The 15,863-nt window shown below is 55.0% G+C and carries 15 protein-coding genes; all 15 read right to left on the bottom strand.

Annotated features, from left to right (window positions below; genetic code table 11):
- Positions 1 to 60: 60 nt before the first annotated feature.
- The 15 genes from NG99_RS04090 to NG99_RS04160 all read right to left on the bottom strand — a co-directional run bounded on the left by NG99_RS04090 (position 61) and on the right by NG99_RS04160 (position 15,793).
- Positions 61 to 462: a lysozyme inhibitor LprI family protein gene (locus NG99_RS04090; protein ID WP_034888696.1), complete on the bottom strand. Its 402-nt coding sequence runs from the start codon at positions 460 to 462 to the stop codon at positions 61 to 63.
- 12 nt (positions 463 to 474) lie between these two features.
- Positions 475 to 1,344: a peptidoglycan-binding protein gene (locus NG99_RS04095; RefSeq protein WP_034888698.1), complete on the bottom strand. Its 870-nt coding sequence runs from the start codon at positions 1,342 to 1,344 to the stop codon at positions 475 to 477.
- Positions 1,345 to 1,450: 106 nt separating this feature from the next.
- On the bottom strand, positions 1,451 to 1,933 hold the full coding sequence (locus tag NG99_RS04100; RefSeq protein ID WP_034888700.1) for an Hcp family type VI secretion system effector: 483 nt from the start codon (positions 1,931 to 1,933) through the stop codon (positions 1,451 to 1,453).
- A gap of 267 nt (positions 1,934 to 2,200) precedes the next feature.
- The gene (tssC, locus tag NG99_RS04105; RefSeq protein WP_034888701.1) at positions 2,201 to 3,700 is read right to left on the bottom strand and encodes a type VI secretion system contractile sheath large subunit; all 1,500 of its coding nucleotides are present in this window, start codon (positions 3,698 to 3,700) and stop codon (positions 2,201 to 2,203) included.
- A 3-nt stretch (positions 3,701 to 3,703) separates the two neighbouring features.
- Positions 3,704 to 4,231, bottom strand: coding sequence for a type VI secretion system contractile sheath small subunit (tssB, locus tag NG99_RS04110; RefSeq protein WP_034888703.1), 528 nt, complete (start codon positions 4,229 to 4,231; stop codon positions 3,704 to 3,706).
- 47 nt (positions 4,232 to 4,278) lie between these two features.
- A complete protein-coding gene (gene tssA, locus NG99_RS04115; RefSeq protein ID WP_034888705.1) occupies positions 4,279 to 5,295 on the bottom strand; it encodes a type VI secretion system protein TssA in 1,017 nt (338 codons plus the stop codon).
- A 17-nt stretch (positions 5,296 to 5,312) separates the two neighbouring features.
- Positions 5,313 to 6,023: a type VI secretion system-associated protein TagF gene (gene tagF / locus NG99_RS04120; protein ID WP_034888706.1), complete on the bottom strand. Its 711-nt coding sequence runs from the start codon at positions 6,021 to 6,023 to the stop codon at positions 5,313 to 5,315.
- Positions 6,024 to 6,044: 21 nt separating this feature from the next.
- On the bottom strand, positions 6,045 to 9,662 hold the full coding sequence (gene tssM, locus NG99_RS04125; protein WP_034888708.1) for a type VI secretion system membrane subunit TssM: 3,618 nt from the start codon (positions 9,660 to 9,662) through the stop codon (positions 6,045 to 6,047).
- Between the two features lie 3 nt (positions 9,663 to 9,665).
- The gene (locus NG99_RS04130) at positions 9,666 to 10,904 is read right to left on the bottom strand and encodes a DotU family type VI secretion system protein (protein WP_034888710.1); all 1,239 of its coding nucleotides are present in this window, start codon (positions 10,902 to 10,904) and stop codon (positions 9,666 to 9,668) included.
- Between the two features lie 17 nt (positions 10,905 to 10,921).
- Complete coding sequence (gene tssK, locus NG99_RS04135; RefSeq protein WP_034888712.1) at positions 10,922 to 12,265, bottom strand: type VI secretion system baseplate subunit TssK; 1,344 nt, start codon at positions 12,263 to 12,265, stop codon at positions 10,922 to 10,924.
- A 25-nt stretch (positions 12,266 to 12,290) separates the two neighbouring features.
- Positions 12,291 to 12,797, bottom strand: a complete 507-nt coding sequence (gene tssJ / locus NG99_RS04140; protein ID WP_034888714.1) for a type VI secretion system lipoprotein TssJ — start codon at positions 12,795 to 12,797, stop codon at positions 12,291 to 12,293.
- Between the two features lie 24 nt (positions 12,798 to 12,821).
- Positions 12,822 to 13,316 (bottom strand): hypothetical protein, encoded by a 495-nt coding sequence (locus tag NG99_RS04145; RefSeq protein ID WP_034888944.1) that lies wholly within the window; start codon positions 13,314 to 13,316, stop codon positions 12,822 to 12,824.
- Positions 13,317 to 14,274: 958 nt separating this feature from the next.
- A complete protein-coding gene (gene yjjG, locus NG99_RS04150; protein ID WP_034888716.1) occupies positions 14,275 to 14,955 on the bottom strand; it encodes a pyrimidine 5'-nucleotidase in 681 nt (226 codons plus the stop codon).
- Between the two features lie 15 nt (positions 14,956 to 14,970).
- Positions 14,971 to 15,411 (bottom strand): ribosomal protein S18-alanine N-acetyltransferase, encoded by a 441-nt coding sequence (gene rimI, locus NG99_RS04155; RefSeq protein ID WP_034888718.1) that lies wholly within the window; start codon positions 15,409 to 15,411, stop codon positions 14,971 to 14,973.
- Positions 15,374 to 15,793 carry a DNA polymerase III subunit psi gene (locus NG99_RS04160; protein ID WP_034888946.1) on the bottom strand — a complete coding sequence of 140 codons (420 nt, stop codon included), beginning with the start codon at positions 15,791 to 15,793 and terminating at the stop codon, positions 15,374 to 15,376. Before NG99_RS04160 ends, rimI begins: the two co-directional genes overlap by 38 nt.
- Positions 15,794 to 15,863: the final 70 nt, after the last annotated feature.

A 15,863-nucleotide genomic window follows, 5' to 3' on the forward strand; every position in this document is an offset into this window, starting at 1 on the left:
TACAAATTAAGAATCATGAAGTGGTCATAGAAAAGACATTTTGTAGTTCAACCCATATAATCAGTCGTAAGGAATTTCCTTTAATTCTTTTGTTCTTTCTTCATCCATTTTTGCAATGCAGTTATTGGTAAAAACAGTGTATGGATTACTGTTTTTATCTGCAACATGGGCATACAGCTTGCACTGGTTATCTCTATACTGCAACCAACCGCGTTGAGCTTCCAGGAATACTGGAAGATAATCTTTTTTTACTTCAGGCTCTGAAGAAAAAACATTATTAATACGCTTTTTAGCTTCTGAATACTCTTTATTTAACTCTTTTTCCGCAGCAGTGCGATTGTTTTGAGCACAGATAAACACATCAGGGTCGCTGGTTTTTTTTGAACAATCTTCCATGGCTTGTGCTGAAACACTCATTACAAAGAGACCAAAAGCACTACCAAGTAAAAATTTATTATTCATGTCTACCTCAAATCACCTGTTTTTTCTTAAATAATTGGCCCGCTGACGACCACCTTCATAACTTTTTGCCTGAGCATTGGTTTCAATAAAATTGATCAAGGTATCATAATCATTAGTCATGCAGGCTTTCATCGTCCTTTCAAAGCCTAGGCCCTGATAAACAAAATCTACTGCAATCTCTCTGATTGGGGTTTTCAGTAACTCCCAACTGGTTCTTTCTGGAAACTGAGCCGTTTTACTCAGGTAGACGCTTTTCGCTGTGGAAACATATCTGGGGTATATCAGTTCAAATAATCGAGCCTGCGCTTCCCGTGATATCACTCCACATTCGTTTCTATGAAGTTGAACAAATCGCCCAGCAGTAGGCCCTGTCATTTTTTTTCCATGAGACATTAACTCTGCCTGATCAGCAGGAATACCACATCGCGTCAAATCGAGATAAATGGCCTCCTGAGAACGCCCCCCCATATCATATCCACGGCCGATTGTGACACCAGAGACACCTTCAGGCCAGTGTAAATGACGGCTAAAATATCTGTTATGTGGATTATCATTTCCTTCAGCATCAAATGTTACCTGCCCGGCATTAACAGTCAATCGACCTGAATTGAGATGCCGATTTTCCTGAGGAATACCAGATGGTGAGCCCTGAGTATTTCCTGCAGTTAATTTTCTAAAAGTACGGCCATTTGCATCAACCACACCATCTGGCTGATGAAGGAATTTTGCCTGATAATTTTTTATTGCTTCGAGAGTTTTAGGCCCGAATGCACCATCATCGCGCAGATTTGGAAAACCGTTAGCCTGAAGCAACTTTTGAATAGTTTTCACATCTGCCGGATTATTTTTCGCTCCAAGACCAACAGAACCAGAGATACTCATCTAAACCTCCTTTTAAAGTCCTGATATTTTTCAAGCATTACGATGAAAAAATCAAACAATTTCTGAAAAAAAGCAATTCCCCCGCAAGGAAATTGCTCTGTTTGTATTAAGATTCTTTGTTTTCTTTGATATTCCACCCAGCGGTGGTTTCTGCGCCTTTACCACCGGAAGAACTCTGCTCCCAGTATTGCTGCTTCACTTTAGAAGCCTGGAAACCATAGGTCATTCCGATAGTATCGCCATTATCACTGCCGTTATATTGAACAGATGTAACCAACACATCTTCAAGAGTGATACGGCTATATTCAATCTGACTTCCACCAGCTTTGCAGACAGACAACTCAACTTTAGCAAGGTGCTTACCGCTTGAGCAGTTTTTAAGCAGTGCAGTTGTAGACTTGTCGATCAAAGCCTCAACATGCAGGTCATTAAAATTAACTTTACCGGCACCGCCGCCGCCGCCCACTGCCATATTGCCTGGCTGGGAAGCGCCCCATGAGAACGACGTAATATCGGTCCAACCGGAGTGATTAGAGTCTTTTGACTCACCGGTCACACCATCCACTTTCATAAACATATCAATAGCCATAATTATCTACTCTTCATTAGTTAAAGTTTGCTTTAGATAAAGCACTGATATGGCAAACAGGAAAGCATGGGGCTGAATAAAACAGTCCATATTTTACCTCTGCCTCACTCTCGAAAACTGCTACATGGAGTATTCCGAGAGCACGCTGAGGTGTTCATTGGTGAACACCTCAGCGAATCTGTTGCGGAGCAATAAACCACCCCGCTATTTTTTGGGGTGGATTTGCAGGACAAATAATGTGCCCCACAAACCCGCCAACCCCCGCCGTTAAGAATCGTTAGACTTCAGTGATGGCAGTTTTGAAACCAGGCGCAGCGAAACGGTCAGACCTTCCAGCTGGTAGTGCGGACGCAGGAAGAACTTGGCGGCGTAGTAGCCTGGGTTGTCTTCGATCTCTTCTACCTGCACTTCTGCCGAGGCCAGCGGCTTGCGGGATTTGGTTTCCTGCGAAGAGTTGGCCGGGTCGCCGTCGACGTAGTTCATCACCCAGTCGTTCAGCCAGCGTTCCATTTCGTCACGCTCGCGGAAAGAGCCGATCTTGTCGCGCACAATGCACTTCAGATAATGCGCGAAGCGGCAGCAGGCGAACAGGTACGGCAGGCGTGATGCCAGACGGGCGTTGGCGGTAGCATCCGGGTCATGGTATTCCGCAGGCTTCTGCAGCGACTGCGCGCCGATAAAGGCGGCAAAGTCGGAGTTCTTGCGGTGAACCAGCGGCATAAAGCCGTTTTTCGCCAGTTCGGCTTCGCGGCGATCGCTGATGGCGATTTCGGTCGGACACTTCATGTCCACGCCGCCATCGTCGCTCGGGAAGGTATGGCAAGGCAGGTTTTCAACGGCGCCGCCGGATTCCACTCCACGGATCGAGGTACACCAGCCGTACTCCTTAAAGGAGCGGTTGATGTTGGCTGCCATCGCATAGGCGGCGTTAGTCCAGGTATAGTTGCTGTGGTTCGCGCCTTCGGTCTCTTCTTCAAAGTCGAAGCTGTCCACCGGGTTGGTGCGGATGCCGTAAGGCAGGCGGGACAGGAAGCGCGGCATCACCAGGCCCAGGTAGCGTGCGTCTTCAGACTCACGCAGGCTGCGCCAGGCGGCGTACTCGCTGTTCTGGAAAATTTTGGTCAGGTCGCGCGGGTTTGCCAGCTCCTGCCAGGATTCCATCTGCATCACGCCCGGCGCGGTGCCGGTAATGAACGGGCAGTGCGACGCGGCACCAATGCGCGCCATTTCTCCCAGCAGCTCCACGTCCTGCGGGCTGTGGTCGAAGTAGTAGTCGCCGACCAGGCAGCCAAAGGGCTCACCGCCGAACTGGCCGTACTCTTCTTCATAGATCTTCTTAAAGATCGGGCTCTGGTCCCAGCCTACGCCTTTAAAGCGCTTCAGCGTGCGGCCCAGCTCCTGACGGGAGATGCTCATAAAGCGGATTTTCAGCATCTCATCGGTTTCGGTGTTGTTTACCAGGTAGCTCAGGCCACGCCACGCGCCTTCCAGCTTCTGGAAGTCTTCGTGGTGAATGATCTGGTTAACCTGATGCGACAGCTTCTCGTCAATCTCGGCAATCAGCTCCTGAATAGTGCGATAGGCATCGGTGGACAGGGTCACGGTATTTTCCAGCGCCTGCTGCGCCAGAGTTTTTACCGCACTCTCCACGGCGGCACGCGCGGAGTCCGTCTTGGGACGGAACTCTTTATTCAGCAGCGCGCTGAACTCGTCCTGGCTATATGCCTGCTGCTCCTGCGGCTGCGACTGTTGTGAAGGGTTGCTCATCGGTTACTCCTCCCCGTCTTTTGCCGCATCATCCTGCTTTGGCAGGTGACTCAGCGATTTCAGCAGCGTAGGGTCTTGCAAAATTTTAGCGATCAGCTCTTCCGCCCCGTTTTTGCCGTCCATGTAGGTCAGCAGGTTGGAAAGCTGAGTACGCGCGTCCAGCAGCTTGTTCAGCGGCTCTACGTTACGGGCCACCGCATCCGGCGAGAAATCGTCCATGCTATTGAAGGTCAGATCGATATTCAGACGCCCTTCACCGGTCAGCGTGTTGTCCGCCTGGAAAGCCACGCGCGGCTTCAGCGATTTCATGCGCTCGTCGAAGTTGTCGATATCAATTTCAAGGAATTTGCGTTCGTCGACGGCCGGTAAGTCTTCAAGCGACTTGCCGACCAGATCGGACATCACGCCCATCACGAACGGCAGTTCAATTTTGCGTTCCGCACCATAGATCTCCACGTCGTACTCGATCTGCACACGCGGCGCGCGGTTACGGGCGATAAACTTCTGCCCACTGGATTTACTGGTTGGCATGGGATTCTCCATTGGTTTGCGCGGTAAAACGTCAGTAAACGTGCGAATCAGTTATCGCGACGTCCGAATATATTTTCCAGCTGATGAACGCCGTCTGGCGCCAAATCACGGATGATGTCCATAAAGTCGAGCTCGATCATACGCTGCACGCGTTCGATCATCAGCGGAGCCGGATGGCTTGGCTCATGCTGCACAAAATACTGTTTCACTTTTTCCAGCATCAACTGCGCATCGGAGCGCGAGCCGGGCTGAACCGTCCGCCAGTCCGTTTCCGTCCGCACGGTTCTGGCTGCCGGTACTTCCTGATGAGGTTGTTCACTCGCCGACGCCATCGCCGGGATCAGGGCGGCTAAATCGGTCACGTCGCAGGCCTGCACCACGGTCATCACCGTTTTTTGCAGCTGCTGCATTTCCGGGACGCCCGTTTCGCCAAGATGCTCCACCAGCGTGTCGTGAATAGTTTGCAAACGCTCACTTATAGCAACGATGGCTTCCACACCGGGTTGGCCGCTACGAGCCAGCTCGTCGGTCAGCCTGGCGCGTCCGCCTGGATATTCCGGGCATTCCGTTTTGCTGCCGTCCAGCAGCGCGCAGGCGTCACGCAGGGAGATCTCATCAGAGGCGCTGCGTATCAATGACGTCTGGCGAACAGCAGTAGTAAGCGCTGACTTATCACCTAAGGCCGCCAGCGCATTGACGCGAAAGAATGGATCGCGCTCGCCGTCCTCTTCCAGCACCGGCCAAATCGGTTCCCAATAGAGCAACAGAGACTGCTTAAGCAGTTCGAGTCCGGCGGCGTAGCCGGGCAGTCCTTTCAACTGGGTCCAGGCGCGGGTCAGCGCCAGCATCACGCGGATGTCTTTGGTGCGGCTCAGCAGGCCGCTGGCAAGACGCTCAACTTTATTCCAGTCCGCTGGTTCGGCAGGAATGATGGTATCGCCAAACTGCTGTTCGGCTTTTCCCGCGCAGGCTTGTTCCATTGCCATGTAGTCGGCGTCATATTCAAGATTGTCGCCGCACGGTTTATCACTGCTTATCGGGGCGAGTAGCGCATCGATATTCATCAGGGCTCCTTGCGTTATTACTCAAACATTGGCGGATAAAGCCCGTGGCGTCCGGGCTTTGCCCCGGCAGCCGGATCGAACAGCATTGAAAACAGCTGCCCGGTAAAGTTGCCGCTGTGCACATGGGTATAAAGCGGGTAGCCGTCAGTCTGGTTAGTCCACCAGAAGCTGGTGTAGTGCTGCGGATCGAAGCAGTCGGACGCCTGTCGCCAACTCAGCGTGCTGGGTTGGTCGGCGTAGCCAATGACGTCCAGAATGTCGGAGCGAGTTTCGGGCGCCGGTAAGGCAGGCGCCGGGATCAGCAGCAGCGCCTGATCCAACTGCTCAGCGGTAAAGCGGTTGCGTACGGCGTGGAGCAGCGTGCGACCGACCTGCTGATACCACTCGCCAGCCAGCGCCAGCTGCGGCTGCGTCCAGCTTTGCGGGGAGAAGGTGATCAGCGCGCACACCGGATACTGCCGCCCGACGTTGTCCCGCGCGGGCAGCAGGCAGCCCATCTGCACCAGCTGGCTGCCCAGCATCGGCGGCACGACGAAATTCCACACCGGCGCCGCGTCGAACGGCCTGTCGCCTTCGGGACGCTGCTCTTCATTCTTCTGCCAGTTCAGCAAACCCACCTGAAACCAGTGGGTCCACTGCTGCCAGATCGCTTCGGGAAAACGGCGTTTGAGAAAGTCACCGGCACTGGGCAATTTCCCGTACCAGCCAATCGCAGGAGTCTGGCTCATTATCAAATCCTTGCCTTGCGGTTAGGGGCATGAGAACCCAGGAAGCTGAAACGGATTACGGATACTGTTTGGCGTGAACTCCAGCGTCACCCGATGACCATTGACGTTGAAGGTGGCCTGACGGCTCAGGCTGCCGCCGCCACGGGCGATCTGAGCACGATCGAAGAAGCGGTTAAGCGCCCATGCGCCGTTGGTGACCAGCGTAGCGGTGGTGCCATCGGCCAGTCCCAGCTGCATACGCACCTGGTTGGTGCCGCCGGGGCCAGGCCAGCTCATCAGCTGCACTGCCTGCGGTCCGTGGCTGTAGCGCAGCAGCTGCCCGTCCACATCCAGCGTTAGCGTCAGGATGTTGTTATCCATTTGCAGGGTCCGCACGGTTACCCGGAACGAAGGCGTGGTCGCACCGTTGGCGAAGAAGGCGTCGCGAATGCTTTGTGCCTGCTGGAACGGTCTCAGTATGCTTTCACCGCCCGGCAGGGTTTTGCCATCAATGCCCGGCGTGAAGCGCCAGCTGGACTGAGTGGTGTCCACCTTGTTCGCCAGATTATCGCGGAAGAAGCTGTCCATCAGTCCGCTACCCGGCGCAAACATGCGGGCCAGATCGTCAGGCGTCACCTCTGAACGGCCGCTGCGGGACAGCGGATAGCGCCCGGCAATGGCCTGACGGCAGAAGCTGCCGACTTCCACATTAATGCGCTTACGCACGTTATCCAGATCGCGGCGCTGGGTATCGCTGCTCGCGCCCACGGCCATACTGGTAAACATGTTCTGCAACGACCCCGGCAGACGACCGGCGCTGGCCTGCAAACGGCTGATTGAGTCACCCGCTGGCGGCGGCATCCCGCTGTTGGCGGCATCCTGCACCGCAGTCAGATAGCGGTAGAGCTCGTCGATTTGCTTGAGGAAATCATCAAAGGCGATAGTTTTTCCGCCCTTCTCCAGCGGCTGAGCCAGCTCGATAATCGGTGCGAAGTGAGCGGTTACTGACTGCTCTGGCGTTTGCTGCTGGCTGGCCGCCGTTGTGGCCTGGCGCGAGCGGAACAGGGCGGTCAACGTACTGCTGGCGCTGCTCTCCTCTTTATCATCCTTCCCGGCTTTCGCCGCCTCTTCCGGGGCCGCTTTCTCCAGCACCAGATAATGGCTGAGGTTGACCACCAGCTTACGCAGCGGGGAGTTGCTGCTGGAAAGCAGCCGCGCGGCGTTGATGCGCTGTGACAAATCGGCGCTGTTATTCAGCTGGATGTCCTGTAGCAGGCCGTCCCACTGGCGCATATAGTCAGCCATGTACAGCTGGCGCACGGCAAGGTCGGTCTGCTCTTTCGTTTCGCCCTGCACCTGGCCGCCCAGCACCCACTGGTCATCATCATGCAGTGCCGCCGTGACGCTGTTGATGTTTTTATCAAAGCTGTTCCAGTAGCCGTCCGGCGTGAACAGCCCCGGAATGCCTTCGCCAATCGATTTGCCGCTTTTGCGGGAGAACACCAGCTCGCTTTGCGGGCCGCCAAGCGAAGCCAGCGAGACGGATTTCAAACTGTCATCCCTTTCGAGCAGGCGCCTGAGGCGTCCATAGACGCGCTGTGACAGCGGCATCTGATTAATCAGCGCCTGCTCGCGCTTTACCAGCGCATCGTCCCGCGCGTAAGGCGAAGCCTGAATCTGCGTTTCCAGCAGCTGCGTCAGGTGCCAGTCAAGCTGGCTGATTTGCTGTTGAGTGACGTTTTGCGGCTGGTTGCGCTGAATATTCAGCATCAGCCACGCGTGCAGGAATTTGCCGTCGTAGTGCTTCGGCGAATACAGCATCTGATAAGCCTTCAACGCCTCGTAGCTGTAATCCGCATCGCTGCCGTTGTCGTTGCGCAGCCAGGTGGTGATCAACTGGGCGACCTGCGGCATCAGCAGCTGCTTAAGGGATTTCTGGTAGAGCGTCTGCGTGGCGTCGCTGACCTCAACGCCGCGATACAGCCCCATTCTGCGGGTAATCGAGGGGTCATTGAGATCAAAGTCCTTGCTCTCCGGCAGATGCAGCACGCCGTTGAGGAAAGGCAGCAGCGCATAGAGGTCGGTCAGGTCATTCGCCTGGAGGTTCTGGCTCAGCTTCGCCACCTCAGGCACCCTGGCCTGCACTTCCTGCAAATAGCTGCGGTTGTTGTTATAGCTGGTTATCCACAGCAACCCGGCAATGACCAGCGCGGCGGCGAGCACGACGTAACCCGACCAGAGCACGGCGCGATTGCGAAACTCCCACCAGCGGTTGCTGCCTGCCAGCCCAGCCTCCTGGAAGATGACGTTTTGCAGCAGGTCTTTCAGGAAGAAGCTCTGGCCCTTATTGCCCGGGATCGGCGCCTCTTTATTGACGTTATCCCAGGCTCCGCTGTTGCCGCCCTCATCCTGCGGCAGGTTCAGCGCACGGCTCAGCTCGCCCATGACCCGGTCAAACGGCAGCCCTTCCTGGGTGCCGCTGGCGAAGTAGATACCGCGTGGCGAAAACTGCGTTTCAAAGTTGGAACGACTGAACACCGTCTCCAGATAGTCGTTCAGCAGCGGACGAAGAGCCGCAAACTCCTGTGGGAACAGATAGCTTTCGGCTCTCGCTCTGCCGTCGCTTTCCTGTAGCAGCGTATCCGGCAGGCCAGCATCAAGCCGCTGTTGCAGCAGGGCATATTCCTGAGTGAAGGCGCTGAGCAGGTCAAAGTCCGCCAGCCTGGAGCGTTCCCATGGGAAGGTAAAGCCCCAGACCTGATCGCGCTGCGCCTTATCGAAGCTGGCAAAATAGGCACGAAAGCCCTTCAGCAGGTCGGTTTTGGTGATCAGTACGTAAACCGGAAAGCGAATGCCCAGTTGCTCATGTAGCTCCATCAGGCGCTGACGAAGCGAAATGGCCTGCTGACGCGAAGCCTCAGCGGACTGGGTGAGCAGATCGGAAACGCTGACGGTGACGATCACGCCGTTGATTGGCTGGCGGCCACGGTATTTACGCAGCAGTCCAACAAAATTCCCCCACTCGCTGGCATCCTGTTGCTGCTCGCTCTCCTGAGTGGTGTAGCGTCCGGCCGTGTCCAGTAGCACCGCTTCGTTGGTGAACCACCAGTCGCAGTTACGGGTGCCGCCAATCCCTCGCAGGGCAGCCTTACCGAAGCGATCGGCCAGCGGGAATTGCAGGCCGGAGTTGACCAACGCCGTGGTTTTCCCCGCGCCAGGCGCGCCGATAATGACGTACCACGGCAGTTGATACAGATACTGTCGGCTGAAGCGCTGGGTCCAGCGATTGTTGCCAGCCCGGCTGAAATGAGCCTTTTTCAGCATTTCGGCGGCTTCGGTAAAACGCTCCGACAGCACGCGATCTTCATTCGTCAGGCGTTTGTTCTCAGTAGCCCCGTCTTCATCCGGCGTGGTTTTCAGGCTGCCCATCAGCTTGCGGTTCAGCCAGGAGTTGTAGAGACGCGGCACCAGATTGCTTAGCCCCCATGCCGCATACAGCAGCGCGATGCTGATCATGCGGTTGGCTTCTGGCTCCAGCGGGCGGGAATCGACGATCGAGAAGACCGGCCCAATGACCCAGATGATAAAGGAGAGCGCGGTAATACCAATAAAGCCCCACATCAGGCGATTGGTCATGATGGCAAAAAGAATATTCAGCATCCGTTAATTTCCTTGCTGCAAACCGTTAACTTCCGCGCGGGTGTTCTGCGGCGAAACCAACAGCGTGATGTCCACCCGGCGGTTACGGGCGCGATTTTCTGCGGTGGTATTCGGCACCAGGGGGTTGGATTCCCCGCGCCCTTCCGCTTTCACGCGTTGCGGCTGTGACAGATGCTGCTGGAGGCGTTCCTGTACGGACTGCGCTCTGGCCAGCGAAAGCTCATAATTGGAGGCGAAGCGGGCGCTGCGGATCGGCACGTTATCGCTGTAGCCAATAACCAGAATGCGACCGCTAACGTTGTTCATCGCCTGAGCAATACGATCCAGAACCTGTTCATAACGACCGCGAACGGCGGTCGAGCCGGAAGTAAACAGGCCGTCGCCCTTGAGGGTCACTACGCTTTGATCGGCTTCATCCTTCACCGCGACCAGCCCTTCTTCGATTTCAGGGCGCAGGAAGGATTTCAGGTTGAGGGCAGCTGGCGGCGGCGGAGCCGGATTATGAATGGTGACTTCGGGTAATGGCGTCTGATAAACCGCTGCCAGCACCGGGCTGGTCACGTCGCCCAGCCGCCAGTTAAGCAGGATATAGAACAGGCAGGCAAGGAAGCCGACCAATGCGGTGCAGGCCCACAAGGGCACCACCGGCCGCCACAGCTTGCGGGTGACCGGATGATCTTCAGGATGAGGCGAGAGCGGAGGCGCGTAGCCGCCGCGCACGGAGCGGATCATCTGCAACAGACGCTGTTTGATGGTTTCAAGCTGTGAACGGCCGTTATCCAGTACGCGATAGCGCCCTTCAAAGCCCAGTTGCAAACAGTAGTTGATCAGCTCCAGCAGAACGATTTGTTCACGCGGGTTCTGCGAAAGCTTGGCCAGCAGCTGGAAGAATTTCTCGCCGCCCCAGGTTTCGTTATGGAAGGTCACCAGTAGCCCCTGGCCGGGCCAGACGCCGCGGCTTCCCCATGGCGTCAGCGCGGCCGCTTCATCCAGCGCGGTGCACAGGCAATAGCGCGCGCCGATAATGACCTCGTAAGGCAGGCTGGCGCGCTGGCAGTTCATTTCAAACTGGCGCATTTCGTCGATCAGCCGCTGGCGTAAACCGGCGGGATCGGCATGAGTGACGGAGTGGCGGATCTGCGGAATGGCGTTCAATAAGCCGTTCGCCGCCGCCACCAGCGGGTTATTGCTGCTGGCGCCTGAGAAGATATCGCCCTGGGCATAAGCCTGTCGTTCCTGCATCTTTTTCGCTCCCTGCGTCAGGCTGAATGGCTACGAATAGCCCAGAATTCCATCATCAGGCCAGGGAAATCCCCCGCCAGATGAAGGGCGAAGGTGCCGGATTTTTCCATTTCCTGCCACAGCTCGCTGCCCTTCTCCAGTTCAAAGTAGCTGTAACCGGTGTGCCAGGGGATCTGCGGCGGCGCAACGGGCATCGACTTAAGCACCATGCCCGGCAGCTGAAGCTGGACCAAATCGCGGATTCGCGTAACGGGCGCCACCTTCATCTGCGCCGGGAAGTGCGTTTGCAGCGCTTCGCCCGGCACGTTGGCACGCACCGCCAGCACGAAGCCAAACTCGCGCACCATCGAGGTCTCTGGCACGGTCGCCACATTCAGGCCGTGGGAACGCTCGGTTAGCGGAAGTTGAACGGCGTTCTCTTCCATCACCTGCGACAGCCCCTGGCGCAGCATCAGCATCAGCTTGCCAAAGCACCAGGCCAGATCGTCGTGGTCATACACCGGCAGCGTGCCTTCAGGGAAACGCTGCGGCGTGTAGGTGGTCAGCTCGCTGGCAAACGCCAGCCAGGTGGAAAACAGCTGTTCAGGGTGCAGCAGCGGCAGGTTTTTCAGGTGGCTGACGTGGCCGAAGTGGTGGTTAACCAGCGCCAGCAGCATAAAGTCCAGCATATCGGCGCTATTAAAGCGACCGGGCTGCTGCATACGTTGACCAATCTGCTGGCTGCGCTGCTCCAGCAGCCCAAGCATATCGCTGAGGTAGTCATAAAGCAGCGAATGCGCAATGCAGTTAAGCATCGGCGGAATGTAGCCGCCGTCCAGCCGAACCTGGTTATCGTTGCGCTTTTCCATGACCCTGACCACCGCCATCGCGGTCCATTCGGCGGACAGCTCGCTCTCCAGCATCAGTCTCAGGCGCAGCTTGCCGAACTGTACGGCAGCCTGACCGACGGAAAGCGCGTTGAAGTCGTCCACTTCCTGCTCAAAGGTGACGTAGCGAGCCAGCGAGTCCGACGCTTCGCTAAAGATCACCTCTTCACGACCATTACGACGGGCAGGCAGCGCCAGCACCACTTTCTCATTACCCTGATTATCTGGGATCGCCAGCGGCGGCGGCCCGTTGCGCGCATCGCGAAAGGAGAAAAAGGTGCCGTCAGGCAGCAGACCACTGGCGGAACTGAGGGCAATCTTCCCCTGACGCAGCATCGCTTCGTCGATCTCGCAGTCTAAAAAGCCCCAGAGATAAGGCCGCTGGGTCATTCCCCAGTTACGCAGCGTACTTTGCTGGTAGCTCTCTGATTGCTGGAAATGGTGCGGGCGCAGGAACATACCCTCGGTCCAGACCACTTTTTCTGCTTTATTCATAATGGCTTCCGTTGTCAGGCAATGCTCACTGTTTCACGGTGCGCAGACCGCTGATGTCAGCAATGATGTCGGCTTTCAGTTCGTCTGTGGACCCCTGCCAGAATTTGTAGAAGCTGCTGTCGTTGGGAACCGGCAGAGGCAACGAGAGGCGCCACTTTTTGCCATCAAGAGACTGGTACTCGGCGAGGATCCCGATATATCGGGCCTCTGAAGTACTCTGCCCGCTGAGGACTTTATTCAGCTGGCCGGGCATCAGGAAAAACTGTTCGCTGTTGATCAAGTTGCCACCTAACAGCGTTGGCGCGTTGTTTTGCAACGAATAGAAATCGGCAGACATGAAATCCGCATCCGACTTCAGCAGCATCACCCTCACCTTGAGGGGAGCGCCATCGTTGATTTGCGGATGCGCCTGGAAAACCAGGTTGTAGTGAGCAGGTTCGCTGTGCGAAGAGGAACTGCATCCGGCCAGCAGGCTGAATGCCAGAAGAAAAAGCGCCTGAAGACTCAGGCGCAATAATAAAAGTCTGTTCATATTGATGCGGCCATTAGCGCGTTATCAGTCGATGATCCAGGTTCCGCTGTTGCTGTTCTGGCAGGCTTTGCTGTCGCCAGCCGCAACGCAGGTTTTCTTCGCCGGGGCGCGGACGCGCTTACGGCGCGAGTCGGCTTTCACGGTTTTGTCGTAAAGGTCGCTCTTCACCACCGCACGCATCGGGACGTAGCCAATCAACTGCTCCTGCCCCTGTTCAGCCAGGGCAAACCAGTTGTTTTCCACCGTACCCAGAACGGTATAAGGCTTGCCGTTATCCAGATAGCTCACCAGCTTGCCGCCGAAGTCAGGACGGGTCATTACCGAGGCGTTATAGAGCGCCCGGTACTCTTCGTTAACCGGCGTGAAAGAGACCGGCGGCTGCACGGCGTGACGATAGGTCAACTTGACGCCATCTACGGTGCTGGAAACGATCGTGTCATCCGTTACTGCTGGCGGTGGCGTTTTACAACCGGTAACGGCCAAAACAAACAGCAAACTCAGTGCAATTCGAATTTTCACCATGATCCTCATGAAGTTTTTTTTAAATAAAAGGCGTAATACAACCTGGAAATACGCATGTACAAGATACTGGAGGGTGTTAGCGACCAGCGGCGGCTGGCCTTACGAACAAGCGGGAAGAAAAGAGGTGGGCAAGAGGCGAGACTAAACCGGACCAGGCATTAACAGGTCCAAATCAAATCATCTCGCTTCAGGGCCAAAAGCACGCATCACAGTTCAGCAACGCAGGTTATTCAATTCATAAACATCAACGAGGCGCACGGCATGATTAGCAGGTTAATTGTGAAGCAGCAGGATCGTTTTTACCGCTATTCTCGCTTGAAAGGCGTGAGAAATGCTGGCCAGACTCCCTTTACCCTACCAATCCCTCCGTAATGCCCTACGCTAAGAAGTGAATAAATCTGAACTTAATGAAACCACTCTTCTTACGCAAAGTCCTTAAACGCATTACGATTTTCAGTTACATTACCACTTAATTAGCTGTAAATTAAGAAGTAAAAAAAAATTAAGCAGTGCCATAGCTACCGCACGAGATGGTGCTCACGCAACCCGCCCGTATCCGTGGTAACAGTTAATAGTGAAATTTTCGGAAAGTTTACAGAGTCTTTCCATTTATTCAACGCCTAAACAAATCAAAATGGCAATGTAAGAGAACCTTATGTTACAAATTTAAGGGGATTTATGAATAAATGGCCAGAAAAATGCAATGCTCATCAACTTATCAGGGCAATAACTTGCCTTTTTAAGCAAAAAAGTAGTTAAAAAACATATTTTGATAACCAAATGTCATATCAATAAATCATAATTTGGTCCTGAAAAATAGGATTTTGGCGATACGAATTTTTGAGACGAGGATCTACAGATTTATCTGTTTTAATTTGAGGGATTAAAGGAAAATGCCAGAAAAATATGCTGGCATATTTTGCAGGAAAGAAACAAAGTACTAAAAAAATCAAACTTAAGAATTAAGAATCACTTCCAGTTGCTGCAGCGAGTTTACCTGCCAGTCAGGCTGAATACCCTCAGGAAGCGGGCGTTGCTGAACATTCAGCCAGCAGGTAGCCAGCCCGGCATTGATCCCGCCGAGAATGTCAGAATCCGGATTATCCCCTACCATCAGCACCCGCTCACGCGGAGGATTGCCCATCTGAGACAACGCGTAGTCAAAAATAGCCGGATGCGGCTTCGCGTGCCCTACCTGCTCGGAAATCACCAGCAGGTCAAAATAGCCCAGCAGTCCGGTCCGTTCGAGACGCGCCTGCTGTAGTGCGGTAAACCCGTTGGTAATGATCCCCATCTTAACCTTCCCTTTAAGAGCGTTAAGCAGGCTGACCGCACCGGCCAGCGGCGTACAGACCTGCGCCATCGCGGCCAGGTAGCCGTCATTCAAATCCAGCGGGGTCACCTCGAGCTTCTCCGCCCAGCTCTCAAAACGCTGGTGCTGTAGCTGAAGCGCGGTAATAGCCCCGTTCTGATAGTCAACCCACAGCGGTTTGTTAATCGCCTGATAGTCGTCGTAATCCGCAGCAGTGAATGTCACCTCATACTGTTGAAACAGACGCTGCAAACCGGCAAACGCATCGAAGTGAAACAGCGTATCGTCAGCGTCAAATAAGATCCAATCCCAGTCGTTGAGCATCTTTTCAGTCGATCCTTATAAAGTCAGCGCCATAATAATGGCATCTTCTTTGCCGTCCGCCGTCGGGTAATAGTTACGGCGCACCGACACTTCGTTGAAATCCAGCCGCTCGTAGAGCGCAATAGCCGGACGATTTGAGGCGCGCACTTCCAGCCATAAGGTCTGAATGCCTCTGGATTCAAGCTCGGTTATCACATGCTGTAACAGCTGTAGCCCCATGCCCTGACGCTGGAAAGCCGGATCGATAGCCAGGTTGAATAAGGTGGCCTCATCCAGCACCACCTGGGTGATGGCAAACCCCGCCAGCTGCCCGTCTGCGGTAAGCCGGTAGTTCAGATAGCGCTCGCCCTGATTACTGACGAAGGTTTTTTCTGTCCAGGGAAAAGCATGGCTGCGCCGCTCAATGGCAAAGGCGCGCTCAAAGTCTTGCGGGGTCAGTAAAGAAATCTGATTCATAGTGGGAAATCTGCTGCCACAGCGCGCGTTTGGCGCCGGCATTATTATAGAGCTCCGCAAGAACAGGCGAAGCGATCTGCGAGCCGTTCAGCTCGGGAACCGGCTCAATACCCAGACACCAGGCCGCGCAACGAATATCGTCTGGCAGCATTGCCAGCTGTTCCGGGGTCAGCACCAGCACATCCTGTTCGTCCATCAGCATGGCGCGCAGCACGTCGTTGATTAGCGGGTCGCTCAGAGAAGGCGGCACTTCCGCCACAATCAGCAGGCGAGTCTGCTCAGGCAGCGAAACGGAAACCTCTCCGTGCAGGGCACGCGGACGCCGCAGCGTATACTGCGTAATGCCCATCTGCTGTAATAACCAGTCTCGCCTGGGGGACATCTTTTTTTCCGTCTGCTCGCCCGATTGCGTCGCTATGCTAGCAAAACCATCGGTTCCGCGCCAACAAAGC

It is taken from the genome of Erwinia typographi, assembly GCF_000773975.1.
Lineage (GTDB): Bacteria > Pseudomonadota > Gammaproteobacteria > Enterobacterales > Enterobacteriaceae > Erwinia > Erwinia typographi.

What these genes read in the sequence shown, in the direction of transcription:
- NG99_RS04100 (WP_034888700.1), bottom strand. Translation starts at nt 1,933, where the DNA reads ATGGCTATTGATATGTTTATGAAAGTGGATGGTGTGACCGGTGAGTCA.
- tssA (WP_034888705.1), bottom strand. Translation starts at nt 5,295, where the DNA reads ATGAATATCGATGCGCTACTCGCCCCGATAAGCAGTGATAAACCGTGC.
- yjjG (WP_034888716.1), bottom strand. Translation starts at nt 14,955, where the DNA reads ATGCTCAACGACTGGGATTGGATCTTATTTGACGCTGACGATACGCTG.
- rimI (WP_034888718.1), bottom strand. Translation starts at nt 15,411, where the DNA reads ATGAATCAGATTTCTTTACTGACCCCGCAAGACTTTGAGCGCGCCTTT.
- tssB (WP_034888703.1), bottom strand. Translation starts at nt 4,231, where the DNA reads ATGCCAACCAGTAAATCCAGTGGGCAGAAGTTTATCGCCCGTAACCGC.
- tssC (WP_034888701.1), bottom strand. Translation starts at nt 3,700, where the DNA reads ATGAGCAACCCTTCACAACAGTCGCAGCCGCAGGAGCAGCAGGCATAT.
- tssJ (WP_034888714.1), bottom strand. Translation starts at nt 12,797, where the DNA reads ATGAACAGACTTTTATTATTGCGCCTGAGTCTTCAGGCGCTTTTTCTT.
- tssM (WP_034888708.1), bottom strand. Translation starts at nt 9,662, where the DNA reads ATGCTGAATATTCTTTTTGCCATCATGACCAATCGCCTGATGTGGGGC.
- NG99_RS04130 (WP_034888710.1), bottom strand. Translation starts at nt 10,904, where the DNA reads ATGCAGGAACGACAGGCTTATGCCCAGGGCGATATCTTCTCAGGCGCC.
- tagF (WP_034888706.1), bottom strand. Translation starts at nt 6,023, where the DNA reads ATGAGCCAGACTCCTGCGATTGGCTGGTACGGGAAATTGCCCAGTGCC.
- NG99_RS04160 (WP_034888946.1), bottom strand. Translation starts at nt 15,793, where the DNA reads ATGTCCCCCAGGCGAGACTGGTTATTACAGCAGATGGGCATTACGCAG.
- NG99_RS04090 (WP_034888696.1), bottom strand. Translation starts at nt 462, where the DNA reads ATGAATAATAAATTTTTACTTGGTAGTGCTTTTGGTCTCTTTGTAATG.
- NG99_RS04095 (WP_034888698.1), bottom strand. Translation starts at nt 1,344, where the DNA reads ATGAGTATCTCTGGTTCTGTTGGTCTTGGAGCGAAAAATAATCCGGCA.
- tssK (WP_034888712.1), bottom strand. Translation starts at nt 12,265, where the DNA reads ATGAATAAAGCAGAAAAAGTGGTCTGGACCGAGGGTATGTTCCTGCGC.